This is a genomic window from Ruegeria sp. AP12 (assembly GCF_056540025.1).
The window spans coordinates 228,824-255,154 of record NZ_JBQFVZ010000001.1; the positions used below are offsets into that span (position 1 = coordinate 228,824).

A 26,331-nucleotide genomic window follows, 5' to 3' on the forward strand; every position below is an offset into this window, starting at 1 on the left:
CGTGTCTGTCATCAAATTTTTGCAATCTCGTTACATTTCGCCAGCAATGACTGCAATTCCGGCTCGGCAACCAAGGTAGCCGCCGTTTCGGGCGAGACCCAGTTGCGGGTACGCTGATCGGCTTCGGGGAAATCCTCGGACAATTCTGCCACGGTGACATGGTAGACCGTGGTCAGAACCGGTTGTGCAGACCCGTCTTTGAGGATCTTGTCATAGGTGTAGTGACCGACCGGTTCTTTCCGGACCGCCTCGGACCGGACGCCAGCCTCTTCCCACGCTTCCTGAGCAGCCGTTTCCGCCCCGTCCAGCCCATCGATGGGCCAGCCTTTGGGGATGACCCAGCGCCCGGTGTCGCGGCTGGTGATCAGCAATATCTCTGTCCCGGCTTCGGTCTGACGGGTGCACATGGCTGCGAACTGCACCCGACGCGGGCGCAGGAACAGGGGTCTTGCGACCTCTTCCCAGATGTTTCGAAACCAGTGTGTCATTGGCACAGTCTAAAATAAGCCCCGGTCTTTCAGAGCGGCTGAGGTAACAATTACGTCAGGTAATTTCAATGAAATCGTAAAGTTTCGGTGAATTTTAGCCTGTTTTGGCGGAAATATGTGACTTTTTGTGGGGTATTGCCGTGCGTCGGGCTGGGTCAGCCTTTCAACTGACCTTGCCTGCGTTTGGCGCGCAGGGTCGGATCGGCCTGCGTTGGGTCTTCGGGCCAGGGGTGTTTCGGGTATTGCGCGCGCATGTCCTTGCGCACGTCCGCGTAGGACCCGGCCCAGAAACCGGGCAGGTCGCGGGTGATTTGAATGGGCCGCTGTGCCGGAGACAGCAGGGTGATCTTCAACGGTGTGCCCCCAACTACCGGGTGCTGAGTAACCCCAAAAAGCTCCTGAAGGCGCACCGCAATTTCCGGGGCTGCGCCACTGTAATCAATGGGAACTTTACGACCCAAAGGCGTGACAAATGAACCCGGCGCGCGCCGGTCCAGTTCCTGCGTTTGCGTCCAGTCCAGACGGGCGCGCAGGGCGGGCAACAGGTCAAACCGTTTCCAGTCTTCGGCCGAGCGGACGCCGGTGAGCATCGGCAGCAGCCAATCCTCAAGCGCGTTCATCAAGCCGTCCACCGAGAAATCGGGCAAATCGACCCCGTCCGCGCGCACCAGTTCCACCCGCGCGGCAAGGCGCGCGGCGGCTCCGTCCAGGCGCAGCCCCAGATCACGCACGCCGTCCAGCATGGCCTCAGCTACCGCGTCCTCAGGCACGTCCTTCCAGATACGATCCCCAAGCGTGATCGCGCCGAATTGCTCCTGCCGTCTGGCGACGACGCGACGATCCCGTTTGGACCAGACGCAACTGTCGACCCAACGGATCTGATCGCCGAATTGATCGCGAATCTCACGTTCCGAGATCTGAACTGCCATCCGAACCCGTGCCTCGCGCGCGTTTCCGTCGGTGTCTAGCGCAACTAGATAGGGGGCTTCGGCCAGTGTGTCGTCGTTTTCCAGAATAACCCCTTTGCCTCCTGACAACACATATCGCGGCGCATCGCCCTTGCGTCGCTGTCCAATCCTGTCGGGATAGGCCAAGGCCGCCATCGCGGCGGGGCTTTGGGTTTCGGTCTGGGGTGGGGCGACGGCCCGCAGGCGTTTTGCCTCGGCCTTGATCCGGTCCAGCGCACTCACGTTCACCTGCCAGGGCTTCCCCCTTTGAAATGCGCGCAGGTCTTTCATTGCATCCAGCCGCAACGCCAAATCGACCGGAGCGCCACGCAGCGGGTCCCGCTCGGCCAGCAAGGCAGCAAGCGGCGCGGCCTGAGCCCCGGCGCTTACCAGCATATGCCCCAGACGCGGATGCAAAGGCAGAGCTGCCAGATGACGCCCGTGATCGGTGATCCGTCCTTTGCCGTCGATGGCATTCAACATACCAAGCAGGGCTCTGGCCTCGGTCAACGCGCCTTCGGGCGGCGGCGTCAGAAAGGCCAGATCGCCAGGGTCCGCACCCCAAAGGGACAGCTCCAAAGCCAATCCCGTCAGGTCTGCCGACTCGATTTCGGCAGGTGGGTAGGCGGCCAGCGCGCCCTCTTCCCCCTTGGACCACAGCCGGTAGCAGACGCCTTCGGTCACACGCCCGGCGCGGCCCATGCGTTGGGTTGTTTCGGCCCGCGTGACCCGCTCGGTTACCAGACGCGACATGCCCGAGCCCGGATCGAACCGTGCCCGGCGCGCCTGTCCCATGTCCACGACCACGCGAATATCGGGAATCGTCAGCGATGTTTCGGCGATTGAGGTGGCCAGTACGATTTTGCGCCCGTTTTCAACCGGAGCGATGGCCGCGCGCTGGGCGGCAAAGGGCAGGGCACCGAACAGGGGTCTCAGAACACAATCCTTCGGCAAGCGTCGCGCCAGCGTTGCCTCGGCCCGCCGGATTTCCCCCTCGCCGGGTAAAAAGACCAGCACGCCGCCGCCTATTGAGCGAGTCTCGTGCACTGCGGTTTCAACCAGATCGCACAGCGCATCCAAACGGCGGGCTTGGGTGCCCAAAGGCCGATCCAGCCACCGAGTTTCGACCGGATAGCTGCGCCCTTCGGATGTGACCAACGGGGCGTCGATCAACTGCCTGACGGGCTCGGCATCCAGTGTTGCGGACATGGCCACCAGTATAAGATCGTCACGCAGCGCCCCTGCAACCTCAAGACACAGCGCCAGACCCAGATCGGCATTCAACGAGCGTTCGTGGAACTCATCGAAGATCACGGCTCCGACCCCGGGCAGGTCCGGGTCGGATTGCAGCATCCGGGTCAGAATGCCTTCGGTAACGACCTCGATCCGCGTCTGTTTTGAGACCTTGGCATCGCCGCGCACGCGGTAACCGACGGTTTGGCCCGCGCGCTCGCCCAGCGTTTCGGCCATCCGTTCGGCGGCGGCACGCGCGGCCAGTCGGCGGGGTTCCAGCATCACGATCCTGCCGTCGCACAGCCCGGCCTGCAGCATGGCCAGCGGCACGCGCGTGGTTTTCCCCGCGCCCGGTGGAGCCTGCAACACCGCACGGCGATGGTCGGTCAGGGCCGAGAGCAGTTCGGGCAGGGCGTCATCGATAGGCAGTCGGGTCATGTCGCCTTATCGCCAAAGCTTGCGGCAAGGTCCAGAAGGCCCTGCGGGAACCACGCATAAGTGCTCTGGACAAACAGGGTTCCGACCCTTCATTTAGGGCAAAATTCCAAAAGGGTCGCACGCATGGATATTGCTGAACTGGGTGAGAGGATTTTGCAGGGCGAACGCCGTGCTTTGGCGCGTGCGATTACTCTGGTCGAAAGCATCCGGGCCGATCACCGGGCACAGGCGTCCGAGCTTTTGGCCTACCTCGCCAAATCTGGCCGCCAATCGCTGCGGATTGGTCTGTCAGGCACACCGGGTGTCGGCAAATCCACGTTTATCGAAAGCTTCGGCATGATGCTGATCAGTCAGGGTCTGCGCGTCGCGGTTCTGGCGGTAGATCCCAGTTCGGCCCGGTCGGGTGGCTCGATTCTGGGCGACAAGACCCGGATGGAACGCCTGAGCCGCGAGCCAAACGCGTTCATCCGCCCCTCACCCAGTCAAAGTCATCTGGGCGGCGTCGCGCGTCGCACCCGCGAAGCCATTGCGCTGTGCGAGGCGGCAGGGAATGACGTTGTGCTGATCGAAACCGTCGGCGTCGGTCAGTCCGAGACGGTGGTCTCCGAACTGTCTGATCTGTTCCTGCTGCTGCTGGCCCCGGCTGGCGGGGACGAGTTGCAGGGCGTCAAGCGCGGCATCATGGAGATGGCGGATATCATTCTGGTCAACAAGGCGGATGGCGATCTGAAGGCCACGGCAACGCGCACCTGCGCCGATTATGCAGGGGCCCTGCGGCTGCTGCGAAAACGACCTCAGGACCCCGAGGGGTTTCCCAAGGCCATGACCGTTTCTGCGGTTGAGGAACATGGGCTGGATCAGGCTTGGGACGAGATGCAGGCCCTTAGCCAATGGCGACGCGACAAGGGGTATTGGGCCGCAAGCCGGGCAACACAAGCGCGGTACTGGTTCGATCAGGAGGTTCGGCATGCCCTGCTGGCCCGGCTGGACACGCCCTCGGCCCGCGCCGAAATGGACCGGCTGAGCACTGAGGTCGGCGCAGGCACGCTCAGCCCTTCGGTTGCGGCGCGGCACATGCTGACCGCCCTGGCGGCGGACTGACCCGACCGCCCTTGCGCGCAACGCTTGGCTAGGGACCGGTTGTCGGTGTAGTCTGAACGCAATGTGTTGATACGTTGCTTTTTACATTGATTTCAATCGGTCTTGGCCCCGGCGGTTTTGTCTGGTGCTAAGCTGACAGACGGGAACTGCCGACCATGCCCAATATTCGCGGCACCAATGGCAATGACATAATCGACGTCACCGATGACAACGGGACGTTGAACGGCACGCCGCAGGGAACGCCGATTGACAACGTTCGCGGCCGACGCGGTGATGACGAGATAACGGTCACCAACAGCACGGTTGTTGGCATCGTAGGCGGTGGGGGCGGTGATGACGACATCACAGTCACCGGCAGTACCGTGGGAACCGTGGGCGGCGGAGGCGGGGCCGATACCGTCGTTGTGCGCGGATCGGACATCTCGAACATCAATCTGGGCAATGGCAACGACACGCTGGACTTTCAAAGTTCAACCGTCTCGGGTTCGATTGATGGCGGCGGGGGCACCGATACGCTGAACCTGCCGGAAGGCACGGTGATCAATGACAGCACATTCGGGACGATCACGGTTGTGGCGGGGACCAGTTACTCCCTGTCCAGCGGATCGTTTACGCTGCCATCGGGCACGACGGTCACCTATACGGCGTTCGAAAACGGGGCCGGGTTTCCCTGTTTCACTCGCGATACCCTGATCCGGACGGATCAGGGGAACCGCCCCATTCAAACCCTGACGACCGGTGACATGGTTCTTACCATTGGCAATGGTCTGCAGGCTATCCGCTGGGCGGGCAGAAGGCGGTTCGACCTGGCAGCGATGGAGCATGACCCCAAGCTGCGTCCGGTTCGGATATTGGCCGGTGCCTTGGGGCAAGGGGTGCCGGACCGGGACCTTCTGGTGTCGCGGCAACACAGGATGCTGGTGCAGTCCAAGATCGCCCAACGGATGTTTGGCGCGGCCGAGGTTTTGATCCCCGCGATAAAACTGACCGCGCTGCCCGGTATTTTCGTGGACCAAGAGGTGCAGGAGGTTGAGTATTTTCACCTTCTCTTCGACCGGCATGAAATCATCGAAGCCGAAGGCGCACCGACCGAAAGCCTTTTCACCGGCCCCGAGGCGCTGAAATCCCTCAGCCGCGACGCGCGGGCCGAGATTTTCGGGATATTCCCGGAACTGGCGGACATAAACCACCAGTCGGATCTGGCGCGCTTTGTGCCCAAGGGGCGGCACCAGATGAAACTGGTGGCACGGCATCTGAAAAACAACAAACCCCTGTTGCAACGCCCTTGATACCGATACAGGTTCCGAGGGCCGGGCAATGCCTGCTGACATAGTGCAAAGAATTCGTGCTGGCTGTCTTGACCCTTCCTGCGATTCCCACTACACGCATCCAACCAGTTTTCGGGCGCGACTTCGGGTTGCGCCCCTTGTGATTTGGCCGCAGGCATTTTGCCCGGCCTCCAGAAACAAAGGAAGAAACCATGTCGCGCCGTTGCGAACTGACCGGAAAAGGCCCGATGACTGGCAACAATGTCAGCCACGCCAACAACAAAACCAAGCGTCGTTTCCTGCCGAACCTGAACGACGTCACCCTGCAGTCCGAAGCTCTGGGCCGTGGCGTCAAGCTGCGCATCTCGGCTGCTGCTCTGCGTTCGGTTGACCACCGCGGTGGTCTGGACGCGTTCCTGGCCAAAGCCAAGGACGAAGATCTGTCGGCGAACGCGCTGAAAGTGAAGAAGGAAATCGCCAAGGCACAAGCCTCGGCCTGATTGCTTCCACTGCCAAGCATTCTTGACCCCGTACCAGTCTGGTGCGGGGTTTTTCTGTGTTAGGGGTGCTCTGGCGTGGCGCTATTGTTGACGATTTGGAAATAAAATCACCAAACCGTGAACTAGTTCACATACAGTCAGGCGGGCGCGACGTACCGTTGATGTATTCTTCTGGCGGGGGCCGTCCGATGTCATTTAAAAGTTTCTATATTTTTCTGTTGCTTACCAGTGTTTTCAAAAAGGCATACTTGGCTTGTACCCGTATGCAGCGCCGGGTGAATCATTCCCACACCAGCCTGACCAAGGGCACCGTCAAACGGCCCGGGCTGGACTACTAAAATCCGCTTCAAGCGCGACCCTTTGGCGCTTGAAGCGTTTTCTGTCTGTGAATTATATGCGGATCAGGATGAGATCTGCTGTTCATAGCCTGTTCCCCATTGTGCTTTCCCTGTTTGTGGTTCTGACCGGGCAGGGGGTCGCCGTCTCGCGCGGCGTGGACAAGGCTGTGGGTCAGATGGTGCTGTGCACCGGAAACGGGCCGGTTGTCGTTTACATGGACGAGAACGGGCAACCTACTGCACCCCCGCACTATTGTCCCGACTATGCGCTGACGCTGCTGGGGGCGGTTGCGATTTCGCAGCCGTCACTGCCCCAAGCCCCGTTGCCCGAAATGCCGCCCCTTTTGCGGGTCGCAGAGAGCCTGATTGCACCGCCTGTTCCGCAAACACCGGCGCGCGCGCCTCCTTCGATCGTCTGACTTTTTCCAAAAAACTCAAATCTCAAGAAAAAGGAGACGTAAGATGTCCCTCAAAACCACTCTGTTTGCTGCCCTTGCAACCGCCATTCTGGCTGGTCCTGCCCTTGCCGAGGGCACAATTGTTGTCGACGACGCCTACGCCCGGTCTGCAGGCAAGGCCGCCAAGGCGGGGGCGGCGTTCATGATGATCAAGAACACCGGCGACACGGATGACCGCCTGGTCAGTGTCACCTCGGATGTATCGGCCCGGGTCGAGTTGCATACGCACAAGATCAACGATGACGGGGTCGCCCAGATGATCCATGTCGAGGAGGGCTTTGTCATCCCGGCGGGTGAAACGCACATGCTGAAACGTGGTGGTGACCACGTCATGTTCATGGGTCTGAAAGAGCCGTTCGAGCAGGGCGCGACGGTTCCGGTGACGCTGGTTTTCGAACAAGCGGGCGAGATTGTGATCGAGGTTCCGGTCGATCTTGAGCGGCAGGATAAGCACGGCCACGAACATAAGCACGAGCACGGATCGGAGTCGAACTAAGACGTCGCCTGTCTTCGGGCCGCTCCGCGGCCGTCATCCATGCGACAGGCCGGGCGATGCCCGGCCTGTTGTCGTTTGTGGCTGGTTTTGGTGAGTATGTGTTCAGCGGTTCACCGTCTTTAGTCCCACGCGGCTTTTGGCATTGCGAAAGCGCATCGCCAGCCAGACCATGACGGCTGAAATGGCCAGGGCCGAGAACGCGATGGCCCATCCCAGCGCCACGAGCGCAATGGCGGGCCAGATCATCAACACCAACCCGACAATCAGTGCAGCAAACCCCGACCCGCGCATCGAGCCGCGCTGTGGGTCGCGTTCGTGCATCTGACCGGCTGCCGCCAATGAACCGATGCCGATGATAAGCGCCCAAGCCCCCAACAGGAAAAACGCCAGTTTGACGGTGCCTTCGGGCCAGATCATCAGGATCAGACCGATCAGAACACCGCCAATGGCGGCCCCGCCCAGCAGTCCCCGACGCCCAACACCGAACAATGTCAACGCGCCATCCAGGATCAGCAACGCCCCCACGAGCCTCAGTAACAAGGCGATACTGCCCGAGGGCCAGAACAGGGCGGCGATGCCCACAGCCCCGGCCAGCACCCCGCGCAATAGAAAGGTCCACCACAGGCCGGCCAATTGCGCGCTGAGCATGTCGCGGCCCGCCATGCTGCCTTCGTCCATGATTTCACCGGTTCGGGGATCTTGGTCTGTCATGACATGGTCTCGCTTTGGTTATGTGGTCCGCTTATCGATGGTTTGTTATGTCTTGGCCTGTAACAGCCGATCAACCCATAGCGGCACAGTTTCGGTTGCCTTGCCGACCAGCCTGTCATCAAAGCTGTTGTCTGTGGGTTCGAGATTAATCTCGATCGTATGCGCCCCGAACGCCTGCGCCTCGCTCGCAAAAGCAGCGGCGGGATAGACCTGGCCGGATGTTCCGATTGCGGCAAAGATCGAGGCTGTCGCCAGATGGCCGAAGATGTCATCCATGTGATAGGGCATCTCGCCGAACCAGACCACATCGGGCCGCGCGGCAGGGGCGTTGCAGGCCGGGCAGGGCTCGGCCACGGCCATCTCGGGCGGCGCGGTCCAGCGATGTCCGCAAGAGGCGCACAGCGCACCGGCCAAAAGGCCGTGCATGTGGATGACACCCTCGGCCCCTCCGGCCTCATGCAGGCTATCGACGTTCTGCGTCACGATCACGACCTCGCCGGGCCAGTCCCGTTGTAGCCGGGCCAGAGCGTGATGGGCTGCATTGGGTTGCACCCGCGCGGCTTGAACACGGCGAGCGTTGTAGAACCCCTGAACCAGGGCCGGATTGCGGGTAAAGGCTTCGGGCGTTGCGACATCTTGAATCCGGTGCTGCGCCCAAAGCCCATCTTCGTCGCGAAACGTGCTGAGCCCGCTTTCGGCGGAAATACCGGCCCCGGTCAAAATGACGATCTTTTCCATATGTCCTCGGCGCGTTATGAGATGAGTCATGACACACCGTATCCTCTTTGTCTGTCTGGGCAATATCTGCCGGTCCCCTGCGGCCGAAGGCGTGTTTCGCGCCCGTGCCCCTCAATACAAGTCCGACAGTGCCGGAACCTCGGGCTGGCATATCGGCAGCCCGCCGTACGGCCCGATGCAAGAAACCGCCCGCACGCGCAACATCGACCTGAGCGATCTGCGCGCGCGCCAGTTCTTGGCCGAAGATTTTAACCGGTTCGATCTGATCGTAGGGATGGACGCGAACAATATCGCCGATATTGAAGCCCTACGTCCTTCAGGCAATGAAACCCCTGTACGGCTGCTCACCGATTTTGCACCTCAGACAGGGGCGGATCACGTGCCTGACCCTTACTACACGCGGGATTTCGACGGGGCTTTGGATTTGATCGAGGTCGCGGTTGACGGCCTTTTGGACCATTTGGGCGATTAGCCGTCCATCACCTTCAACTGACCGCTCAACCACGGCAGTTTCGCCATGGCGGGATCGATGATCTGGCTTTGCATCAGACGCCGCATCATCCCGGCGACCTCTTGCGGAACCTGATCGGACCAATCGGTCCGCGTGAACAGCGAGATTGTCCGGGAAAACGCGCCAAACGGGCACGGATGGGCCTGCAGATCATCATGGAACCGCGTCGCGCGCATATAGCCCAGCGGTGTCGTGATCGCCCAGCCCAACCCTCGCGCGACCATGGCCATCAGCGCCAGATGCGAGCCGATCTCGAACCGTTCCTCGAACTCCATCTGTTGTCGGGCCACATGGCTTTCGATCTGGCGGCTGATCAGTTGCTCGCGCGCATAGCGCAGGAATGGCAGCTTCTGCACAACGGCATCCGCTGAGCCTGCGCCGTTAGGGGCCACCAGAATGAACGGATCCTGAACCAGGGGGTATTCGACCACACCTTCCAGCACCTCGCCGCTATGGGCCGAGACCGCCAGATGCAGGCGCTGGGCGTCCAACTCGGCAAACAGGTCCAGACTGGGCAGGGTGATCAGCTTGAATTTCGACCGGGTCAGGCTGTCGGCCAGCAAGGTGGCCAGCCGTGGCGTTAGGTCATTGTCGAAATCGTCGATCAGGCCAATGGACAGAGTGGTCAGATGCCCCAAGTCCATCACGGTCAACTCGCTTTGCGCCATTTGCAGCTCGGCCAGAACCGCTTCGGCCCGCGACAGAAAGCTGCGCCCGGCCTGCGTCAGACGCATGGGCCGCCGCCCGTGATCCACCAGATCGGTGCCTAACGCCTTTTCCAGATTGCGCAATTGCTGGCTGACCGAGGGCTGGCTGAGCCCCGTGATCTCGGCCGCTTGCGCCACCGATCCCGTCCGCGCCAACGCCTCGAACACTTCGAGACCGCGCAGGGTCAACCCTTTCATTACCATGCAACGTCCTTTCGCTGCGCCTTTTCTGAGGGGCAGCGGGCGTCAGGTCAAGAAGAGGAAGCGCTTAGCTACAGATTGCCTGCGCCATTTGGCCGAAGTTCTGATACCGATCCCACAACGCATCATCGCGCGCCGTGCGCGACATCTTCAATTCCTGCGCCTGATGGGGGTCTTCGAACCATTTCGAGACGGTTTTCTGATCGCTGCGCGTCAACGCCTGATCCGCCACGCGTTGAATGCAACTGCACCGATCCCGCGTCGCCGCCTGACGATCTGACGCCAGACATGCCCGTTTGATCTGGGACGCGTCCACAGTCGGCGCAAATGCCGTCAGCGACGTCGCACAAAATGCGATTAAGAGGAACTGTTTCATACTCGAGCCTCGTTTTTTGCCTGCCCGGAGGGGTCTTGTGCCCCTCTCGGTCTGCGGCGGAGTATGAATCAAACAGGGGAGCGGATCAATTGGGTTGTTGGGAAAAGCGAATACACGAGTCGGAAACACCCCACCCGTAGGCCGGGCTTCGGCCCGGCGCCGCTTACGATAGATACGGCAGCCACCGTTCAATTGCTTCGATCAGCCCCTCGATTTTTTCGGGATACTTGGCAGCATATCCCGCTCCGGTCGCAGGAATACCCCACTTGATCAATGTGTCGACCGCAAGATCGCCTTTGCCTGCACACCACCTGATAAAGCTTGCCAACCCAGATTTGAACTTAGCTAGGATCGCCTCGATCCACTCGCGAGTAGGATTTTCATCTTCTAAGGCGGTCGAGAGTTCTTTCTCTGCTTCCCAGATCAACGAAATCGAACCAACCAAAAGCTCATCTTGAATGCTCTCAGGCGGGTTGTTCCCTCCGATACCGTGGCGCGCAGAGGTTCTGGAATAAGGGTCGTCGTCTAAGCCTTTGAGGGCTGTTTCAACATCCCAGCGAGCCCGAATTTGTTCGATTTCAAGGGCGACGGCATCTAGCCCGGAGCTCCAGATATCTTCGCTGATTAATGCGATCCTTCTTTGAAGCTGCCAGTCTAGCGGCTTTCCAACTAAAAACCCGTGATGCCACTCACGCCAGAATGCGAACCTCTGCCCATGAAAATACTCGCTGTAGTTGATGCGCTGATCCAAAGGCACTTTGAAATCGACAGTGTCATTCCAAAGTGGTCGATCGAATGCATCTCCCTTTGGGATACGCGAGTCGGCAAGGCTTGTGTTTAACAGTAATGCAAATGCAGCATCATAAGCATGCCGAGTTGAGAAATCTCTAGGAGTTTGGCCAAACAGGAATTGCTCCTGATCAGCCTCTGACGCAAATGATACTGCTACGCTTTCGATAGTCTCTATTGCACTAGTACTGTCACGGTTAAGCGTGGCAATGGCTGCGAGATATGCTGATGACTGCCCTATGAAACGTTCACGTGCGATTAGGTGAGCTATGGTTTGATTCAATGCGTTTTTGGACTCGATACAATGAAACCGAGAATGGACAACTGCCTGCAGCAATAGTCGCCCGTACGGAAAAACATTCTTCTCACTCGCATCGATGTTGCCGCTCAGGTTTGGAGGGGTGAAATTCCTAAAGGCCGCTCGAAGTGCAACTTCGATGCACTTGTCTATTGAGTGGCGCTCAAGTGCCAATCTGAGCTGCTCCAAATCTTCCACTTCGACCATCGCTATCTCATCGCAGAGGATTGGCGTTCCCAGACACTAAACGTGCCACCTTGACCAACCCACGATTCCTCTACATATCCCCAACCCATGACAGACCTCGCTCATATCCGCAATTTCTCCATCGTCGCGCATATCGACCATGGCAAATCCACCCTTGCTGACCGGCTCATCCAAGAGACCGGAACGGTCAAGGATCGCGACATGAAGGAGCAGTTGCTCGACAGCATGGATATCGAGCGTGAACGCGGCATCACCATCAAGGCCAACACGGTTCGCATCGACTATACCGCCGATAATGGCGAGGCATACGTGCTGAACCTGATCGACACCCCCGGCCACGTGGACTTTGCCTATGAGGTCAGCCGGTCCATGCGCGCAGTTGAGGGCTCGCTGCTGGTCGTGGACTCGACCCAAGGGGTTGAGGCGCAGACGCTGGCGAATGTGTATCAGGCCATCGACGCCGATCATGAAATCGTGCCGGTGCTGAACAAGATCGACCTACCTGCCTCTGACTGTGACCGCGTGGCCGAACAGATCGAGGATGTGATCGGCATCGACGCGACCGACGCCATTCAGGTCAGCGCCAAGACGGGGCAGGGCATCCATGAGACGCTCGAGGCCATCGTCACCCATCTGCCCGCGCCGCAAGGCACCGTGGATGCGCCGCTCAAGGCGATGCTGGTAGATTCGTGGTACGACGCCTATCTGGGTGTCATCGTTCTGGTCCGCATTATGGACGGCACGCTGAAAAAGGGGATGCGGGTCAAGTTCATGTCGAACGGCACCCTGCATCACGTCGACCGCGTCGGCGTGTTCCGGCCCGAGATGGAGATGGTCGACAGCCTCGGCCCCGGTGAGATCGGGTTTCTCACCGCATCCATCAAACAGGTCCGCGACACCCGCGTCGGCGACACGATCACCAATGATCGCAACGGCACCGAAGTTGCGCTGGACGGCTTCAAACCTGCGCAGCCGGTGGTGTTCTGCGGCCTCTTCCCCGTGGACAGCGCCGAGTTCGAAGATCTGCGCGACGCGATTGAGAAACTGGCGCTGAACGACGCCTCATTCTCGTACGAAATGGAAACCTCGGCCGCGCTGGGCTTTGGCTTCCGCTGCGGTTTCCTGGGCCTTCTGCACCTTGAGGTCATCCGCGACCGCATTGAGCGCGAATATAATATCGAACTCATCACAACGGCGCCGTCGGTGATCTATCACGTCTACATGAAAGACGGTGAGATGATCGAGCTGCACAATCCAGCCGACATGCCGGACCTGTCCAAGGTCGATCATCTTGAAGAACCGCGCATTAAGGCGACCATTCTTGTTCCGGACGAGTATCTGGGCGACGTGCTGAAACTGTGTCAGGACCGCCGCGGCATTCAGCTGGACCTGACCTATGCGGGTTCACGCGCGATGGTTGTCTATGACCTTCCCCTCAACGAAGTTGTGTTCGATTTCTATGATCGCCTGAAATCCGTAACAAAAGGTTACGCCAGCTTTGACTACCAGATGACCGGTTATTCCGAGGATAATCTGGTCAAGATGTCGGTGCTGGTGAATGACGAGCCGGTCGATGCGCTGTCGACCATGGTTCACCGCGACCGGGCAGAGATGCGGGGCCGGGCGATGTGCGAAAAGCTGAAAGACCTGATTCCGCGCCATATGTTCAAAATCCCGATCCAGGCCGCCATCGGAGGCAAGGTCATCGCCCGCGAGACCCTCTCGGCCCTGCGCAAAGACGTGACCGCGAAATGTTATGGCGGGGATGCAACACGTAAGCGAAAACTCTTGGATAAACAAAAAGCTGGCAAAAAGAAGATGCGCCAGTTTGGAAAGGTTGATATCCCGCAGGAGGCATTCATCTCTGCGTTGAAAATGGACAGTTAAATGCATCTTGTAACAAAGTCGTACTTCGATTCTTTTGTTGAAAAAAATCAGTTGTCACTGGAGCCAACAAAAGCCTTCGAAGCATTTGGGAACTTTTGTGTGTTTTCCAAGTTTTCCGCCGATTCAATAGACCCTCTTGAGTTGATTTATGAAGGTGATGACCCAGGTGTTGATGGTGCGTTAGTTTTCTTGGATGATCGCTTGATTTCCTCAGTCGAAGAGCTAATGGAAATAATGGCGTCAACCAAACGAGAGTTTGATGTAAGAATCGTTCTTGTCCAAGTAAAGAGTTCGGAATCTTGGAATAAGATGCAAATTGATTCGTTCGTCGCCAACTCAGTTGACCTACTTTCAGAAAACCCCGCTCAACCTCACTCGGAATATCTCAAGAACTTTAGAGACGTTTTTCTAGAGCTTTTTAAGAATATTGGGAGAGTTCGAGGCGGATTGCCCACGCTCAGTGCTTTCTTTGTTTCTGCAGGAGATACACCTCAGGCGGTGGAGATAAAAGCTGCCTTTGATGTCGGCTATGAGACCTTTAAAAGAACGGGCCTTTTTCAAAGCTTGTCGTTTGATCCAATCGACAGAAATGAGATCCATTCGTTGTGGTTGAGTTCAAGTGGTAGTATTGAGGCTACCTTGCCAACTATCGGATATGCGCCGTTTCCAGAAGTCCCAAATGTAACTGATGCGTATGTCGCAACAGTTAGCGCAAGAAACTTCGTAGATAAAGTTCTTAAGGATGAAGCAGGTGCGCATAGGAAGAGGCTGTTTGAAGAAAACGTCCGGGACTTCCTTGGCATCGACGCTGACGTCAATTCCGAGATTGCCGAAACCTTAAATAACGAAGAAAGAAAATCACGATTTGGATTAATGAATAATGGTATTACAATTGTCGCCCCCGAGGTTAGGCCCGCTGGACAAAATATCTTTATTCGCGACTTTCAGATCGTAAATGGCTGTCAAACCTCGAATATGTTGATTAATTTCGATCATCTTATTGATAATAGCGTGTCGCTAATGGTGAAATTGGTGAAGGCCGATGATGCGGAAATAGTTGACGACATCGTCCGAGCAACAAATCGGCAATCTAAGGTCGAAGACGCTCAATTTGCTTCAACACTCGCGTTTTTGAGGACAATCGAGACTTATTTTGTCGCTAAGGGTGGTTCGGATGCTAACCGATTGTATTTTGAGAGACGAAAGGGCCAATACAGAAACGAAAATGTACCGGCGCTGAGATTGTTCGACGTTCGAGAAACAGCTCGATGTTATGCTGCGACCGGCCTGCTGCGACCTGACATTTCGAGTCGATACCCCAATCGCCTCACTGCAGAGCTACTAAACGAAGTCTATAGTCGGGATGTCCCTGAGAATGCATATTACTCTTCGTGCTTTGCGTTATATCGAGTCAAAATCCTGACTTCAAATAGACGGTTAGATACTCGATATTCGAAACTCCGGTGGCATATTCTTACTGCTATATCGCAATACTGCAGGCTTACTAAAGCCCGAAGAGCCGACCTTTTCGATGAGATAGCAAACTTGTTCAATGCTTCTACAGATGAAAGCTTTTCTAAGCTTTCTAGAATTATTGAGGTGGCAATCCCTGATCCAGATATTTCTAGAGATGTTTTAAAGGGGCAGTCTCTTACACAGAATATTTTTTCTAATTTGCAAAGGGAATACGGATAGAGTTTGAGAATTAGCCGTAGGGCTAATAAAGCACTGGAAGAGCGTCTCAAACCCTTCGTTAAGTTTCCTTTAGGTAAGTTGTAACCGCCTCTCCCCCTCCCAATCTGTTCGACAAGGCCATTGACGGCCACGATCTGACGGAGGAGAGACCATGACCAGATATATGACTGCCGGAGCGGCCGCTTTGGCCTCGACCCTCGCCCTTGGCAGCGCGGCTGCCGACACCACGCCCGATCTGCGCGGCACCTGGACGGCCAGCCAGACCACCGTGTCGCCGTCAAACGCGGCCACGGGCGATGCGCCTCGGTTCAACCAGTCGGAATGGGTGCTGGAGATCCAGACGCAGCAGGAGAACGTGTTCTGGGGGCCCAGCATGTGGCGGCGCAATGCGATGGATGACTGGACGTTGTATGAGGCGACCGGTTCGATCAGTCAGGACGGCTCGGGCAAGATCGGGATCGTCGAAAGCTCGGCCGAGCCAGCCGTCGGTGTGAACGCGCTGATCGATGCGCGGTATGAGGATGGCAGGATCTATGCGGATTTCCGTAGCCTGCGGACCGGAACGACCTACAGCACCGTTCTGGAACGACAGGTGAACTGAAGCGTTTTCGGCCTGATCGCATGTAGGGGGTACCTGCCGTCCATTCCGGCGGCCTGTAATAGGTAGCTAAGGTCAGGTCGGAGCGCTTCTCAGATCAACGGCCCCGAGTCGTTCGATTCGGGGCGGTTTGGGGGTGGATTCGGCTGCGAGACCGTTTGTTTTCAAGTTCGCACCTGCAGCATCGGGCGATTTTTGGACCTGTGCCCGGTGTTTCGACTTTTCCGGCACCAAGCCTGCGCGGTTGCAAAACTTCTCGATTTATCCACATCGCACTCCAGCCAGATATCAACAGGTTATCCCCGTCTAATTTCCATGCTGCAGTGCTATTTTCTTGCCGGATAAAGGGCGCAATGTAACAGTCTTACTACCGCAGCACTTCTTCGGATAGGGCGGCGGGGCGCAAGGGCCAAGGTGGCCGGAGAAAGTTGAGTAGATCTTAGGATTTGGCTTAGTTTGCAAAGGTTTGCCAGGCGGTGATCGGTCAGTGTTGGGTGTCCGCCCAGTGGTGATAGGTCAGCGTTTGAAACGGTTCAGGCGCGCTGCGATGGCCTTCGGGTTCAAAGCGGCAGCCACAGTTTCGCAAGGGGCTGAGGCAACTGGATCGACGCACCCCTCGGGGCAAGTCGGACCGGTAAGGCGTCAGGAGTGTCCGAAAGGATGCATGCAAAGACCGCGTCTGCGCACCTGACGCCTTTTCCTATTCAGGATCAAGGTTCCATACAGGCTACCACTTACGACCCCCGCAAATGGCAACGGGGTTCTTTCGTTCGCACGAAAGAACCCCGTCTTAACGCCAGAAATGCAATGCCGCGTCTATGCACCTGTGCCTGTCAGCCTAGCGCCTTCGGATCAGGTTTTCAACAATATGTTGATGCAATTCTACGCGACCCCGCAATATGCTGGGCGTGTCAGATGCTTTCCTGAACGTCGGTCGCGGCGTTCTGGATCGCGTCTCCGGCCTTTTCAATGTCTTTGCCAGCGCCTTTGGCTGTTTCGCAGGCGGTCAGTGCAAACAGGCTCAGGCCAATCAGAATTGCGCGGATCATGCTTGTCTCCTTAGTGCTCGATCCTGTGTTCGGTAGCACCTTTTCCAACGACGGGCCAGCGTTAGGCAACGTCGTCCTGACAAAACAGTTCGTAGACGGTTTCCAGCATCTTGCGGGGGCGATCATCCGCGAGCCGGTAGTAAATGGCTTTGCCCTCGCGTCGCGGCAAGACCAGACCTTCCAACCGCAGCCGGGACAATTGTTGCGACACGGCGGCCTGACGGGCGGACAGCAACTCTTCCAGTTCGGTTACAGATTTTTCGCCGGACACAAGATGACACAGGATCATCAACCGACCTTCGTGGCTGATCGCCTTCAGAAAGTTTGAGGCGCGGGTCGCATTGTCGACCATTCGGTCTAGATCATCTCGAGTCATGTCCGAAGATAGCTGGGGAAGGGCCATCACTTCTTTTCCTTGCAGGCCCGATGAGCGGGCGTTGTTTTCATTCCATAAGTGCTTTGCGTGCGAAACACTCCGTTACGTAGTTTGGACGTATTTTCCTATATGCATGAATCAAAATGTCGTGATGAATGTAAGGGGAATTTATCGTAACCCTTGTCCCTTATGATCCAGAGGCATTCGCGGAACAGGTCGGTTTCAGGCATGTCAGCCGTCGCAAACCACCAACAATTCCACAATCGGGGGCCGATGTTTGCAGCCCCCCTTGCAGCCCCCCAGTGGCGACACTAAGACTCGGGTAATACTTGTTGGGATAGTCTCCCGAACCATAGCAAATCAGGCAGGTTACGAATGTTCGATCCAGTAGACACCTACATGAATACGCTTGTCCCCATGGTGGTCGAACAGACCAGCCGGGGCGAGCGCGCATATGACATCTTCTCGCGTCTGCTGAAAGAGCGGATCATCTTTATCAACGGTCCGATCCATGACGGGATGAGCCATCTGGTCGTGGCCCAGCTGCTGCATCTTGAGGCGGAAAACCCCAACAAGGAAATCTCGATCTACATCAACTCGCCGGGTGGTGTGGTGACCAGCGGTTTGTCGATCTACGACACAATGCAGTACATCAAGCCGAAATGTTCGACGCTGGTGATCGGTCAGGCGGCCTCGATGGGGTCGGTTCTGCTGGCCGGTGGTGAAAAGGGGATGCGGTTCTCTCTGCCCAACAGCCGGATCATGGTGCACCAGCCCAGTGGTGGTTATCAGGGCCAGGCCAGCGATATCATGATCCACGCGGCCGAGACGCAAAAGCTGAAGGATCGTCTGTATGACATTTACGTGCGTCATACCGGCCAAACCAAAAAGGCGGTTGAAAAGGCGCTGGATCGTGACAATTTCATGAGCCCGGAAGAGGCGAAAGAATGGGGCCACATCGACGAGATCGTTGAAAACCGTGCCAAGATGGACACGGAAGAGGCCTAAGAGACGGACCCCGCGCCCATCGCGCGGGGGTCATTTTGAGATTGTAGCCGCCACAGTGCTGGCCTAAGCTGCACGAACATGCGCAAGGGCGCCCCGGCAGACAGGGGCGCAGGGACGAAGCCCGAAAGGTAGATCATGGCGACGAATTCAGGCGGTGACGGCAAAAACACGCTCTACTGTAGCTTTTGTGGAAAAAGCCAGCATGAGGTGCGCAAGCTGATCGCAGGACCGACCGTTTTCATCTGTGATGAATGTGTCGAGCTGTGCATGGATATCATCCGCGAAGAGACCAAAGCCAGCGGGCTGAAGTCATCCGATGGTGTGCCGACGCCCAAGGATATCTGCGAGGTTTTGGACGATTACGTGATCGGTCAGGCCACCGCCAAGCGCGTGCTGTCCGTGGCGGTGCACAACCACTACAAACGTCTGAACCACGCCCAGAAAGCGGGCAGCGATATTGAACTCGCCAAGTCCAATATCCTGCTGATCGGCCCGACGGGCTGCGGTAAGACGCTTTTGGCACAGACTCTGGCGCGTATTCTGGATGTACCGTTTACCATGGCGGACGCAACCACGCTGACCGAAGCCGGTTACGTGGGTGAAGATGTCGAGAACATCATCCTGAAACTGCTCCAGGCCAGCGAATACAATGTCGAGCGCGCGCAGCGCGGTATCGTCTATATCGACGAGGTCGACAAGATTACCCGAAAGTCCGAGAACCCCTCGATCACGCGCGACGTCTCCGGCGAAGGTGTTCAACAGGCGCTGTTGAAGCTGATGGAAGGCACCGTGGCCAGCGTTCCGCCGCAAGGGGGGCGCAAGCACCCGCAGCAGGAGTTCCTGCAGGTGGACACCACGAACATCCTGTTCATCTGTGGCGGGGCCTTTGCGGGGCTCGACAAGATCATTGCGCAACGTGGCAAGGGTTCGGCCATGGGCTTTGGCGCCGATGTGCGTGACAATGATGACCGCGGCGTGGGTGAGATTTTCAAGGATCTCGAGCCTGAAGATCTGCTGAAATTTGGCCTGATCCCGGAATTTGTCGGCCGTCTGCCGGTATTGGCGACGCTGGAAGATCTGGACGAAGATGCTCTGGTCACCATCCTGACCAAGCCCAAGAACGCTCTGGTCAAGCAGTACCAGCGCCTGTTCGAACTGGAAGATGCCGAGCTTGGCTTTACGGACGATGCGCTGAAGGCGATTGCCAAGAAAGCGATCGAACGCAAAACGGGCGCGCGGGGACTGCGGTCGATCCTTGAGGATATTCTTCTGGATACGATGTTCGAGCTGCCGGGCATGAAGAACGTGACCGAAGTTGTCGTCAATGAAGAGGCGGTCAGTTCGGACGCGCAGCCCCTGATCATTTACGCAGATGCAGCACCGGAATCTGCATCCGCAGGTTAACCCAAGCGACGGTTCAGGGGGGCTCGGCCCCCATCGTGGCAAGCCACGATTCCCCCGAGGTATTTTGAAACAGAAGAAGTGCGGATCCTTTCTTCATCTGGCTAAAAATATCTCGGAGCGCGAGGCAGAGCCTCGCAATGAATCCGGTTTGCGTGGTGGAGTCCTTTTAAGTTCTCGGTACGGTGGATCGCAGTGAAACGTATTTCTTCAGGTGGCGAATTCGAAGCCAAGGCCGGGTATTGCCGCGCCGTGGTTGCAGGTGGTTGGGTACATGTTGCCGGGACCGTCGGGCAGGGAGATGACGTTGTCTCACAATGCCGGTCTGCGTTGTCCATCATAGAAAAAGCACTGGCAGAGGCCGGAGCGGAATTCTCAGACGTTGTTCGCGTCACCTACATGTTGCCGGATCGTCATGAATTTGAACCTTGCTGGCCCATTCTGGCCGAAACCTTTGGCGCAAACCCTCCGGCGGCGACGATGATCGAGTGTGGTCTGATCGATCCGAAATACCGTATTGAAATCGAAGTGACGGCATTCTTGCCCGAGTGACGCAGTCACGCGGGTGGTACTGGACCTTTGCCCGCCTTTCGGTCATATCTTGCCTGACGAACACGCCGGAGATCACCTATGGGACTTCTGAACACTCTTTTGCAGGCTGTGACTTGGTGGAACGGGGCGACCCTGAACACGAAACTTTATACAGCGCGCAAAGGTGTCAAAGTTGGTGAAGACAATGAAGGCAACGTGTTTTACCGCAATGCGGATGACAGCAAACGCTGGGTGATTTTCAACGGTGAGGCAGAGGCGAGCCGCGTTGATCCGGACTGGCACGGTTGGTTGCACCGGACTTGGGATGAGCCGCCGACCGACAAGCCGCTGCCCCACAAATCCTGGGAAAAGCCGCATCAGGAAAACCTGACGGGCACTGCATTGGCATACACTCCGGCAGGATCGTTGCGCAGGCCTGATCCGGTCGAGCGCAAAGATTACGAGGCCTGGAGCCCCGAATAACAGAGGCGAGCAATGTCGACCCATAATTGGACCGAAGTTTTTGTCGGTGGCGCCGTATTGGCCGTTGCCGTAGCATTTGGCGTTTATGCCAGCCAATCGACCGGCCTGTCCCAGGGCGGCACTGGTTACGAGCTGGGCGCGTCCTTCCGCTCGCTCGAAGGGGTTGGTGTTGGCACCGATGTCCGTCTGGCTGGCGTCAAGATCGGCACCGTAACCGGTGTTGAACTAAACGCGGACACGTACCGTGCGGACACGACCTTCACGATTTCTGACGGCATTCTGGTGCCCGATGACAGCGCCATTGTGATTTCGTCCGAGGGGTTGCTGGGTGGCAACTTTGTCGAGGTGATGCCCGGCGGCTCTCCGTTCTTTTTTGAGCCAGGGGACGAGATTGAGGACACACAGGGCGCGGTCAGCCTGATCTCGTTGCTGGTCAAATTCGTTGCCGGAGACGGCGGCGAATGAGGGGGCTGGCGCTGACCGCTCTGCTGCTCTGCGCGACCGGCGCGGCGGCACAGCAGAAGGTTGAATCCGGGCCCGGGGCGATGCTGCGTGGCCTGGACAAGGTCAACGGTCAGACGGTCGATGTCGAAATGCAAAGCGGCGAGACTCAGCCGGTGTTTGGTCTGGACGTCGCACTAGGGGATTGCCGCTATCCGGCGGACAACCCGACGGGCGATGCCTTTGCCTATCTGACGATCTGGGAAACCGGCAAAGCCGATCAGCTGTTTGATGGTTGGATGATCGCCACGTCGCCCGCGCTGAACGCATTGGATCACGCGCGCTATGACGTCTGGGTGATCCGCTGTATCACACCGTCGGCCGACTGAGTTATCGGGGCCGTAAAATCGGCGCTGGCGTTTATCGCATCTTCCAGTGCTTTCCTGTAGCGGCTGCGCGGTATTTCGATTGCCCCGAGTGAGGCAAGGTGGGCCGTCAGAAACTGGGTATCGAACAGTTGAAACCCGGTTTGGCGAAGCCGATCGACCAGATAGGCAAGGGCGATTTTTGAGGCATCGGTGCGGCGCGAAAACATGCTTTCCCCAAAGAAAGCTGCGCCCAGAACAACCCCGTAAACGCCTCCGACCAATTGGTCATGGTCCCAGATTTCAAGCGAATGCGCGTGGCCGGCCTGATGTAGCTGGCTATAGAGATCTCGCAGTTCGGCGTTGATCCAGGTGTCGGCCCTGTCGGCGCAGCCGTCGACGACTGTGGCAAAATCCCGGTTGATAGTGACGTCGAAACCGCAATTGCGGATACGCCGGGCCAGACTGCGTGAGATGTGAAACCCGTCCAGCGGGAACACGCCCCGCAGTTTCGGGTCGACCCAGAACAGGTCCGGGTCATCCCGATGTTCGGCCATCGGGAAAATGCCGATGGAATATCCATGCAGCAGAAGTTCGGGGGTCAGGCTCATCGGATATGCCCGAAGGCCGGAGGGGTGGATCCGTCCGGCCTTGCGACTTTATTCGCCCATATTCTCCGCAAGCCAGTGCTCCAGCCAGTGGATGTTATAGTCGCCGCTATGCAGGTCGGGTTCCTGCAACAGCGCGTGAAACAGCGGCACGGTGGTGTCGATGCCGTCTACGATCAACTCTCCCAAAGCGCGGTCCAGACGGGCCAGAGCCTCGGCCCGGTCGCGGCCCTGAACGATCAGCTTGGCGATCAGCGAGTCGTAATAGGGCGGGATCGAATAGCCGTCATACAGCGCCGAATCCATCCGAACACCCAGGCCACCCGGCGCGTGATACGCGGTGATCTTGCCGGGGCAGGGCGAGAAGTTGGGCAGCTTTTCGGCGTTGATCCGAACCTCGATGGCGTGGCCATTGATTTCCAGATCGTCCTGACCGAAGGACATCGGCTCACCTGCCGCGACAAGGATTTGCTCGCGCACCAGATCGACGCCAAAGATGCCCTCGGTCACCGGGTGTTCCACCTGCAGGCGTGTGTTCATCTCGATGAAATAGAACTCGCCGTTTTCATACAGGAACTCGATGGTGCCCGCGCCGATATAGTTGATCTTGGCGACCGCATCGGCGCAGACCTTGCCGATCTTTGCGCGTTCTTCGGGAGTGATGCAGGGGCCGGGGGCCTCTTCGAACACTTTCTGGTGGCGGCGCTGCAACGAGCAGTCGCGTTCGCCCAGATGGACGGCGTTGCCTTTGCCGTCGCCGAAGACCTGAATCTCGATATGGCGCGGCGTGGTCAGGTATTTCTCGATATAGACCTCGTCATTGCCAAAGGCGGCTTTGCCTTCTGCACGCGCGGTCATGAAGGCGCTTTCCATCTCGGCAGCGTTCATCGCGACTTTCATGCCGCGCCCGCCGCCACCTGCGGTGGCCTTGATGATGACGGGATAGCCAAACTCCTCACCGATGCGTTTGGCGTCTTCCAGCGTGGGAACGCCACCGTCCGAGCCGGGAACACAAGGCACACCCAGTTCCTTCATCGTGTCCTTGGCGGTGATCTTGTCGCCCATGACGCGGATATGTTCAGCGGTGGGGCCGATGAAGGTGATGCCGTGGTCTTCGACGATCTGCACGAACTCGGCATTCTCGGACAGGAAGCCATAGCCGGGGTGGATCGCCTGCGCGCCGGTAATCTCACAGGCCGAGATGATTGCGGGCACCGACAGATAGCTTTGCGGGCTGGGCGGAGGACCGATGCACACCGATTCGTCGGCCATGCGCACATGCATCGCGTCGCTGTCGGCGGTCGAATGCACGGCGACCGTCTTAATCCCCATCTCGCGCGCGGCGCGGATGACGCGCAGGGCGATCTCGCCTCGGTTGGCAATCAGGATCTTGTCGAACATGGGCCCGCCTTACTCGATGATGACCAGAGGGGTGCCGAATTCCACAGCGTCGCCATCGCCGACCAGAACACGCTTGATGGTGCCCGATTTGGGCGCGTGAATGTGGTTCATGGTTTTCATCGCCTCGACGATCAGCAGCGTGTCGCCTTCGGACACGGACGCACCAACCGAGATAAAGGCAGGCGCGCCAGGTTCGGGCTGCATGTAGACCGTGCCGACCATGGGTGACGTCACAGCGCCGGGGTGGCTGGCCGGATCTTCCTGTGCGGCGGGGGCTTCGGCGGCGGCCGGGGCTGCTGCGGCAACGGGTGCGACGGGTGCAGCCGCAGGAACGGCAACCTGCACCGGGGCGGCAACCGCCTGAGCTGCACGGCTGACGCGGACATTCAGGCTGTCGTCGTCGCCATATTCGCGCATGACTTCCAGTTCGGTCAGGTCGTTTTCGCGCAGCAATTCGGCCAGTGCCTTGATGAACGCCACATCCGCTTCGTGTTTGGTATCTGTCATGAGTGTCCTCGACGGTTCCCCTTTGGCCCGTCTGTTCGCGCGGGCTTTGGTATGATTACGCAGCGTTATAAGCCAAGCGACCGGTCATGAAAAGCGCAGTCTGACAGGAGAAAACGAACCTTTTGCCCCTGCTGCACAGGCAGTTTCGCGTCACAGGGGCATGCCTGACAGTTTCGCCACCAGTTCCGGCAGTTTGCGCGCCCCGAATTTTTCAAGCAGGCGGGCGCGATAGGCCTCGATCGTGCGGTAGCTCAGCCCCAGTTCCATGCCGATTTCTTTTGCCGAAAGACCCCGGCAGGACAGGATTGCGACCTCGCGTTCGCGCACGGTCAACTCGACAAGGGGACGTTCTTCGGAGATATCGGAAAAGCTCCAGATTCCATGGCGAAACGGGTCGTCGGGTGTCAGAGACCGTCCACGCGCCCGGCACCAGAACAGATCGCCATTGCGCCGCCGCATCACCCGTTCGTCGGTATAATAGCCGGTGCTGCGCATCACCTGCAGGCTGCGTTCCCCGATCCGTTCCCAATCAGCGACCGAAGGGTACAGATGCAAAAGCGGCATGTTGCGATAATCGACTTCCTCGCCCCCGAAGGTGCGTGCGAATTGCAGATTGCACCGCCGGATGATCCGGTTTTCCAGTTCAACCAGACCGATGGGGGCGTATTCGAATGCGGGGTCGCTCATGGTCTTATCGTGCCGGGAATTGAGGCGGATTAGAAGGGGCCTTGCGCAGTCGCCGGATATTCTGCGCCATCGTGCTTTTTGCCGTCGGTGTCAAAGCTGTAAATCCATAGTGAAAAGTACGACTTAACTGAATGCAAAAAATAGAATAATCTGAAAACAACTGGATCATTCGCAACGCTCAGGAGGTGGAGCTATGCGCGACACTCTTACCGGAAGCCGCATACGTGAACGGCGCCAGATTGCCGGGCTGCGGCAGGCTGAACTGGCGCGTCGTGTCGGAATTTCTGCGTCCTACCTGAACCTGATCGAGCACAATCGCCGCCGGATCGGGGGCAAATTGCTGGTCGATATTGCCGGGGCACTGGCGGTTGAGCCATCGCTGCTGACGCAGGGGATCGAGGCTACGCTGATCTCGGCCTTGCGAGAGGCGGCGGTTGATGCGGTCGGGCAAGAGGCTGAGGTTGACGGGCTTGAGGAATTCGCCGGGCGCTTTCCGGGCTGGGCGGGTGTCCTGGCGCAAATGCATCAGCGGGTGATCTCGTTAGAGCGCACGGTGGAAACCCTGTCAGACCGCCTGACCCACGACCCGCATCTGGCGGCCGCGATGCACGAGGTTCTGTCGACGGCAGCCGCGATTCGCTCGACGGCGGGCATTCTGGCGGACACGCAGGACATTGATGCCGAGTGGCAGGAGCGGTTTCACAAGAACCTTCATCAGGATGCCGAGCGGTTGGCCGACAGCTCCAAGGCGCTGGTGACCTATCTGGACGAAAGCGACTCGGCCACGGACCCGCGGGGCGTACCCTTGGAGGAGGTCGAAAGCCATTTTGCTGCACGCGGTTACAGTTTCCCCGAACTCGAGGAGGGCGGGTCCGCCGATGTCAATCTGGACGGGCTGAACACAACCGCCGCGCGCACCGTGGCGCGCGAGGTTCTGGACCTGTGCGCACAGGACGCAAGGGCGATGCCGCTTGCCCAGCTTAAAAAGCTGATGGAGGAGAAAGAGCCGGACCCAATCGAACTGGCCCGCCTGTTCTCGGTCGATGTTGCAACGGTTCTGCGGCGGTTGGCCTTTCTGCCGGAAAGTGTACTGCACCGCCCGGCCGGGTTGGTTCTGTGCGACGCATCCGGCAGCATCCTGTTCTTCAAGCCGCTTCCCGGTTTTGTTCTGCCGCGACATGGAGAGGCCTGCCCGTTATGGCCGCTGTTCACCGCGTTAAGCCGTCCCTTGGTACCGGTTCGAAAGCAGATCGCGCAGCTTGGGCGCAGTTCGGCTGAATTTGAATGCCACGCCTATGCCTGGCTTCATTCAACGCCCGGATACGATCAGGACCCTGCTTATCGCTCGGCGATGTTGGTGCGCCCGGTCGGGGATGGGGTACAGGGTGTCGCCTCGACCCGGGTTGGGGCAAACTGTCGGGTGTGCCCCAGCAAAGACTGTGCATCCCGGCGCGAGCCTTCGATTCTAAACGAAGGCTTTTGACAGTAT

General features: G+C 58.3%; 29 protein-coding genes. 16 read left to right on the forward strand and 13 right to left on the reverse strand.

Annotated elements, in window-relative coordinates; all coding sequences use genetic code 11:
• Window positions 1-11: 11 nt before the first annotated feature.
• Together ACR0E6_RS01120 and hrpB are read right to left on the reverse strand one after the other, a co-directional pair.
• A complete protein-coding gene (locus ACR0E6_RS01120; protein WP_480580360.1) occupies window positions 12-488 on the reverse strand; it encodes an NUDIX hydrolase in 477 nt (158 codons plus the stop codon).
• Between the two features lie 155 nt (window positions 489-643).
• The gene (gene hrpB / locus ACR0E6_RS01125) at window positions 644-3,106 is read right to left on the reverse strand and encodes an ATP-dependent helicase HrpB (protein ID WP_480580363.1); all 2,463 of its coding nucleotides are present in this window, start codon (window positions 3,104-3,106) and stop codon (window positions 644-646) included.
• Window positions 3,107-3,229: 123 nt separating this feature from the next.
• Here hrpB and meaB point away from each other — a divergent pair, with 123 nt between their 5' ends.
• From meaB to ACR0E6_RS01150, 5 genes are all read left to right on the forward strand, one after another.
• A complete protein-coding gene (meaB, locus tag ACR0E6_RS01130) occupies window positions 3,230-4,207 on the forward strand; it encodes a methylmalonyl Co-A mutase-associated GTPase MeaB (RefSeq protein WP_170736961.1) in 978 nt (325 codons plus the stop codon).
• A gap of 155 nt (window positions 4,208-4,362) precedes the next feature.
• Window positions 4,363-5,496: a Hint domain-containing protein gene (locus ACR0E6_RS01135; protein WP_170736962.1), complete on the forward strand. Its 1,134-nt coding sequence runs from the start codon at window positions 4,363-4,365 to the stop codon at window positions 5,494-5,496.
• Window positions 5,497-5,687: 191 nt separating this feature from the next.
• Window positions 5,688-5,975, forward strand: coding sequence for a 50S ribosomal protein L28 (gene rpmB, locus ACR0E6_RS01140; RefSeq protein WP_170454133.1), 288 nt, complete (start codon window positions 5,688-5,690; stop codon window positions 5,973-5,975).
• Window positions 5,976-6,381: 406 nt separating this feature from the next.
• Window positions 6,382-6,732: a hypothetical protein gene (locus ACR0E6_RS01145; protein WP_480580366.1), complete on the forward strand. Its 351-nt coding sequence runs from the start codon at window positions 6,382-6,384 to the stop codon at window positions 6,730-6,732.
• Window positions 6,733-6,775: 43 nt separating this feature from the next.
• Window positions 6,776-7,267 (forward strand): copper chaperone PCu(A)C, encoded by a 492-nt coding sequence (locus ACR0E6_RS01150; RefSeq protein ID WP_170454129.1) that lies wholly within the window; start codon window positions 6,776-6,778, stop codon window positions 7,265-7,267.
• A 102-nt stretch (window positions 7,268-7,369) separates the two neighbouring features.
• On the opposite strand, the gene ACR0E6_RS01155 is transcribed toward ACR0E6_RS01150, so the two are convergent.
• Both ACR0E6_RS01155 and ACR0E6_RS01160 read right to left on the reverse strand, forming a co-directional pair.
• On the reverse strand, window positions 7,370-7,978 hold the full coding sequence (locus ACR0E6_RS01155; RefSeq protein WP_480580369.1) for an HdeD family acid-resistance protein: 609 nt from the start codon (window positions 7,976-7,978) through the stop codon (window positions 7,370-7,372).
• Window positions 7,979-8,023: 45 nt separating this feature from the next.
• On the reverse strand, window positions 8,024-8,716 hold the full coding sequence (locus ACR0E6_RS01160; protein WP_480582184.1) for an NAD-dependent deacylase: 693 nt from the start codon (window positions 8,714-8,716) through the stop codon (window positions 8,024-8,026).
• Window positions 8,717-8,744: 28 nt separating this feature from the next.
• On the opposite strand from ACR0E6_RS01160, the gene ACR0E6_RS01165 reads away from it, so the two are divergent.
• Entirely contained in the window at window positions 8,745-9,188 is a 444-nt protein-coding gene (locus tag ACR0E6_RS01165; RefSeq protein WP_480580372.1) for a low molecular weight protein-tyrosine-phosphatase, read from the forward strand.
• On the opposite strand, the gene ACR0E6_RS01170 is transcribed toward ACR0E6_RS01165, so the two are convergent.
• The 3 genes from ACR0E6_RS01170 to ACR0E6_RS01180 all read right to left on the reverse strand — a co-directional run bounded on the left by ACR0E6_RS01170 (window position 9,185) and on the right by ACR0E6_RS01180 (window position 11,805).
• On the reverse strand, window positions 9,185-10,138 hold the full coding sequence (locus ACR0E6_RS01170) for a LysR family transcriptional regulator (protein ID WP_480580375.1): 954 nt from the start codon (window positions 10,136-10,138) through the stop codon (window positions 9,185-9,187). The genes ACR0E6_RS01165 and ACR0E6_RS01170 overlap by 4 nt on opposite strands.
• Before the next feature lie 64 nt (window positions 10,139-10,202).
• A complete protein-coding gene (locus tag ACR0E6_RS01175; RefSeq protein ID WP_170632997.1) occupies window positions 10,203-10,511 on the reverse strand; it encodes a hypothetical protein in 309 nt (102 codons plus the stop codon).
• 163 nt (window positions 10,512-10,674) lie between these two features.
• On the reverse strand, window positions 10,675-11,805 hold the full coding sequence (locus ACR0E6_RS01180) for a hypothetical protein (RefSeq protein ID WP_480580378.1): 1,131 nt from the start codon (window positions 11,803-11,805) through the stop codon (window positions 10,675-10,677).
• An 87-nt stretch (window positions 11,806-11,892) separates the two neighbouring features.
• Here ACR0E6_RS01180 and lepA point away from each other — a divergent pair, with 87 nt between their 5' ends.
• The 3 genes from lepA (at window position 11,893) to ACR0E6_RS01195 (ending at window position 15,988) form a co-directional block, all read left to right on the forward strand.
• Window positions 11,893-13,692: a translation elongation factor 4 gene (gene lepA, locus ACR0E6_RS01185; RefSeq protein ID WP_480580381.1), complete on the forward strand. Its 1,800-nt coding sequence runs from the start codon at window positions 11,893-11,895 to the stop codon at window positions 13,690-13,692.
• Entirely contained in the window at window positions 13,693-15,387 is a 1,695-nt protein-coding gene (locus ACR0E6_RS01190; RefSeq protein WP_480580384.1) for an AIPR family protein, read from the forward strand.
• A 151-nt stretch (window positions 15,388-15,538) separates the two neighbouring features.
• Window positions 15,539-15,988, forward strand: a complete 450-nt coding sequence (locus tag ACR0E6_RS01195; protein ID WP_170736980.1) for a hypothetical protein — start codon at window positions 15,539-15,541, stop codon at window positions 15,986-15,988.
• Between the two features lie 908 nt (window positions 15,989-16,896).
• Here the strand turns inward: ACR0E6_RS01195 and ACR0E6_RS01200 are convergent.
• Both ACR0E6_RS01200 and ACR0E6_RS01205 read right to left on the reverse strand, forming a co-directional pair.
• Window positions 16,897-17,034, reverse strand: coding sequence for an entericidin A/B family lipoprotein (locus ACR0E6_RS01200; protein ID WP_170454105.1), 138 nt, complete (start codon window positions 17,032-17,034; stop codon window positions 16,897-16,899).
• Between the two features lie 61 nt (window positions 17,035-17,095).
• The gene (locus tag ACR0E6_RS01205) at window positions 17,096-17,437 is read right to left on the reverse strand and encodes a metalloregulator ArsR/SmtB family transcription factor (protein ID WP_170454103.1); all 342 of its coding nucleotides are present in this window, start codon (window positions 17,435-17,437) and stop codon (window positions 17,096-17,098) included.
• A gap of 348 nt (window positions 17,438-17,785) precedes the next feature.
• On the opposite strand from ACR0E6_RS01205, the gene ACR0E6_RS01210 reads away from it, so the two are divergent.
• The 6 genes from ACR0E6_RS01210 (at window position 17,786) to ACR0E6_RS01235 (ending at window position 21,663) form a co-directional block, all read left to right on the forward strand.
• Window positions 17,786-18,418 carry an ATP-dependent Clp protease proteolytic subunit gene (locus tag ACR0E6_RS01210; protein ID WP_170454101.1) on the forward strand — a complete coding sequence of 211 codons (633 nt, stop codon included), beginning with the start codon at window positions 17,786-17,788 and terminating at the stop codon, window positions 18,416-18,418.
• Window positions 18,419-18,553: 135 nt separating this feature from the next.
• Window positions 18,554-19,822, forward strand: coding sequence for an ATP-dependent Clp protease ATP-binding subunit ClpX (gene clpX / locus ACR0E6_RS01215; protein ID WP_170454099.1), 1,269 nt, complete (start codon window positions 18,554-18,556; stop codon window positions 19,820-19,822).
• A 186-nt stretch (window positions 19,823-20,008) separates the two neighbouring features.
• Window positions 20,009-20,371 (forward strand): RidA family protein, encoded by a 363-nt coding sequence (locus tag ACR0E6_RS01220; protein WP_170454567.1) that lies wholly within the window; start codon window positions 20,009-20,011, stop codon window positions 20,369-20,371.
• A gap of 78 nt (window positions 20,372-20,449) precedes the next feature.
• On the forward strand, window positions 20,450-20,833 hold the full coding sequence (locus tag ACR0E6_RS01225; RefSeq protein ID WP_170454097.1) for an NADH:ubiquinone oxidoreductase subunit NDUFA12: 384 nt from the start codon (window positions 20,450-20,452) through the stop codon (window positions 20,831-20,833).
• 12 nt (window positions 20,834-20,845) lie between these two features.
• Complete coding sequence (gene mlaD / locus ACR0E6_RS01230; protein ID WP_170454095.1) at window positions 20,846-21,298, forward strand: outer membrane lipid asymmetry maintenance protein MlaD; 453 nt, start codon at window positions 20,846-20,848, stop codon at window positions 21,296-21,298.
• On the forward strand, window positions 21,295-21,663 hold the full coding sequence (locus tag ACR0E6_RS01235) for a DUF2155 domain-containing protein (protein ID WP_480580388.1): 369 nt from the start codon (window positions 21,295-21,297) through the stop codon (window positions 21,661-21,663). The genes mlaD and ACR0E6_RS01235 overlap by 4 nt, the downstream gene beginning before the upstream one ends.
• Here ACR0E6_RS01235 and aat read toward each other — a convergent pair.
• The 4 genes from aat to ACR0E6_RS01255 form a co-directional block, all read right to left on the reverse strand.
• The gene (aat, locus tag ACR0E6_RS01240; RefSeq protein WP_480580391.1) at window positions 21,618-22,250 is read right to left on the reverse strand and encodes a leucyl/phenylalanyl-tRNA--protein transferase; all 633 of its coding nucleotides are present in this window, start codon (window positions 22,248-22,250) and stop codon (window positions 21,618-21,620) included. The genes ACR0E6_RS01235 and aat overlap by 46 nt on opposite strands.
• Before the next feature lie 48 nt (window positions 22,251-22,298).
• Window positions 22,299-23,648 carry an acetyl-CoA carboxylase biotin carboxylase subunit gene (gene accC, locus ACR0E6_RS01245; RefSeq protein ID WP_480580394.1) on the reverse strand — a complete coding sequence of 450 codons (1,350 nt, stop codon included), beginning with the start codon at window positions 23,646-23,648 and terminating at the stop codon, window positions 22,299-22,301.
• Between the two features lie 9 nt (window positions 23,649-23,657).
• A complete protein-coding gene (accB, locus tag ACR0E6_RS01250; protein ID WP_170520700.1) occupies window positions 23,658-24,155 on the reverse strand; it encodes an acetyl-CoA carboxylase biotin carboxyl carrier protein in 498 nt (165 codons plus the stop codon).
• A gap of 150 nt (window positions 24,156-24,305) precedes the next feature.
• Window positions 24,306-24,842 carry a LuxR C-terminal-related transcriptional regulator gene (locus ACR0E6_RS01255; RefSeq protein WP_480580397.1) on the reverse strand — a complete coding sequence of 179 codons (537 nt, stop codon included), beginning with the start codon at window positions 24,840-24,842 and terminating at the stop codon, window positions 24,306-24,308.
• Between the two features lie 193 nt (window positions 24,843-25,035).
• On the opposite strand from ACR0E6_RS01255, the gene ACR0E6_RS01260 reads away from it, so the two are divergent.
• Complete coding sequence (locus tag ACR0E6_RS01260) at window positions 25,036-26,325, forward strand: helix-turn-helix domain-containing protein (protein WP_480580400.1); 1,290 nt, start codon at window positions 25,036-25,038, stop codon at window positions 26,323-26,325.
• Window positions 26,326-26,331 lie beyond the last annotated feature (6 nt).

Excerpts from the sequence above, each read along its gene's own strand:
- ACR0E6_RS01120 (WP_480580360.1), bottom strand. The coding sequence starts at position 488 with ATGACACACTGGTTTCGAAACATCTGGGAAGAGGTCGCAAGACCCCTG.
- hrpB (WP_480580363.1), bottom strand. The coding sequence starts at position 3,106 with ATGACCCGACTGCCTATCGATGACGCCCTGCCCGAACTGCTCTCGGCC.
- meaB (WP_170736961.1), top strand. The coding sequence starts at position 3,230 with ATGGATATTGCTGAACTGGGTGAGAGGATTTTGCAGGGCGAACGCCGT.
- ACR0E6_RS01135 (WP_170736962.1), top strand. The coding sequence starts at position 4,363 with ATGCCCAATATTCGCGGCACCAATGGCAATGACATAATCGACGTCACC.
- rpmB (WP_170454133.1), top strand. The coding sequence starts at position 5,688 with ATGTCGCGCCGTTGCGAACTGACCGGAAAAGGCCCGATGACTGGCAAC.
- ACR0E6_RS01145 (WP_480580366.1), top strand. The coding sequence starts at position 6,382 with ATGAGATCTGCTGTTCATAGCCTGTTCCCCATTGTGCTTTCCCTGTTT.
- ACR0E6_RS01150 (WP_170454129.1), top strand. The coding sequence starts at position 6,776 with ATGTCCCTCAAAACCACTCTGTTTGCTGCCCTTGCAACCGCCATTCTG.
- ACR0E6_RS01155 (WP_480580369.1), bottom strand. The coding sequence starts at position 7,978 with ATGACAGACCAAGATCCCCGAACCGGTGAAATCATGGACGAAGGCAGC.
- ACR0E6_RS01160 (WP_480582184.1), bottom strand. The coding sequence starts at position 8,716 with ATGGAAAAGATCGTCATTTTGACCGGGGCCGGTATTTCCGCCGAAAGC.
- ACR0E6_RS01165 (WP_480580372.1), top strand. The coding sequence starts at position 8,745 with ATGACACACCGTATCCTCTTTGTCTGTCTGGGCAATATCTGCCGGTCC.
- ACR0E6_RS01170 (WP_480580375.1), bottom strand. The coding sequence starts at position 10,138 with ATGGTAATGAAAGGGTTGACCCTGCGCGGTCTCGAAGTGTTCGAGGCG.
- ACR0E6_RS01175 (WP_170632997.1), bottom strand. The coding sequence starts at position 10,511 with ATGAAACAGTTCCTCTTAATCGCATTTTGTGCGACGTCGCTGACGGCA.
- ACR0E6_RS01180 (WP_480580378.1), bottom strand. The coding sequence starts at position 11,805 with ATGGTCGAAGTGGAAGATTTGGAGCAGCTCAGATTGGCACTTGAGCGC.
- lepA (WP_480580381.1), top strand. The coding sequence starts at position 11,893 with ATGACAGACCTCGCTCATATCCGCAATTTCTCCATCGTCGCGCATATC.
- ACR0E6_RS01190 (WP_480580384.1), top strand. The coding sequence starts at position 13,693 with ATGCATCTTGTAACAAAGTCGTACTTCGATTCTTTTGTTGAAAAAAAT.
- ACR0E6_RS01195 (WP_170736980.1), top strand. The coding sequence starts at position 15,539 with ATGACCAGATATATGACTGCCGGAGCGGCCGCTTTGGCCTCGACCCTC.
- ACR0E6_RS01200 (WP_170454105.1), bottom strand. The coding sequence starts at position 17,034 with ATGATCCGCGCAATTCTGATTGGCCTGAGCCTGTTTGCACTGACCGCC.
- ACR0E6_RS01205 (WP_170454103.1), bottom strand. The coding sequence starts at position 17,437 with ATGGCCCTTCCCCAGCTATCTTCGGACATGACTCGAGATGATCTAGAC.
- ACR0E6_RS01210 (WP_170454101.1), top strand. The coding sequence starts at position 17,786 with ATGTTCGATCCAGTAGACACCTACATGAATACGCTTGTCCCCATGGTG.
- clpX (WP_170454099.1), top strand. The coding sequence starts at position 18,554 with ATGGCGACGAATTCAGGCGGTGACGGCAAAAACACGCTCTACTGTAGC.
- ACR0E6_RS01225 (WP_170454097.1), top strand. The coding sequence starts at position 20,450 with ATGGGACTTCTGAACACTCTTTTGCAGGCTGTGACTTGGTGGAACGGG.
- mlaD (WP_170454095.1), top strand. The coding sequence starts at position 20,846 with ATGTCGACCCATAATTGGACCGAAGTTTTTGTCGGTGGCGCCGTATTG.
- ACR0E6_RS01235 (WP_480580388.1), top strand. The coding sequence starts at position 21,295 with ATGAGGGGGCTGGCGCTGACCGCTCTGCTGCTCTGCGCGACCGGCGCG.
- aat (WP_480580391.1), bottom strand. The coding sequence starts at position 22,250 with ATGAGCCTGACCCCCGAACTTCTGCTGCATGGATATTCCATCGGCATT.
- accC (WP_480580394.1), bottom strand. The coding sequence starts at position 23,648 with ATGTTCGACAAGATCCTGATTGCCAACCGAGGCGAGATCGCCCTGCGC.
- accB (WP_170520700.1), bottom strand. The coding sequence starts at position 24,155 with ATGACAGATACCAAACACGAAGCGGATGTGGCGTTCATCAAGGCACTG.
- ACR0E6_RS01255 (WP_480580397.1), bottom strand. The coding sequence starts at position 24,842 with ATGAGCGACCCCGCATTCGAATACGCCCCCATCGGTCTGGTTGAACTG.
- ACR0E6_RS01260 (WP_480580400.1), top strand. The coding sequence starts at position 25,036 with ATGCGCGACACTCTTACCGGAAGCCGCATACGTGAACGGCGCCAGATT.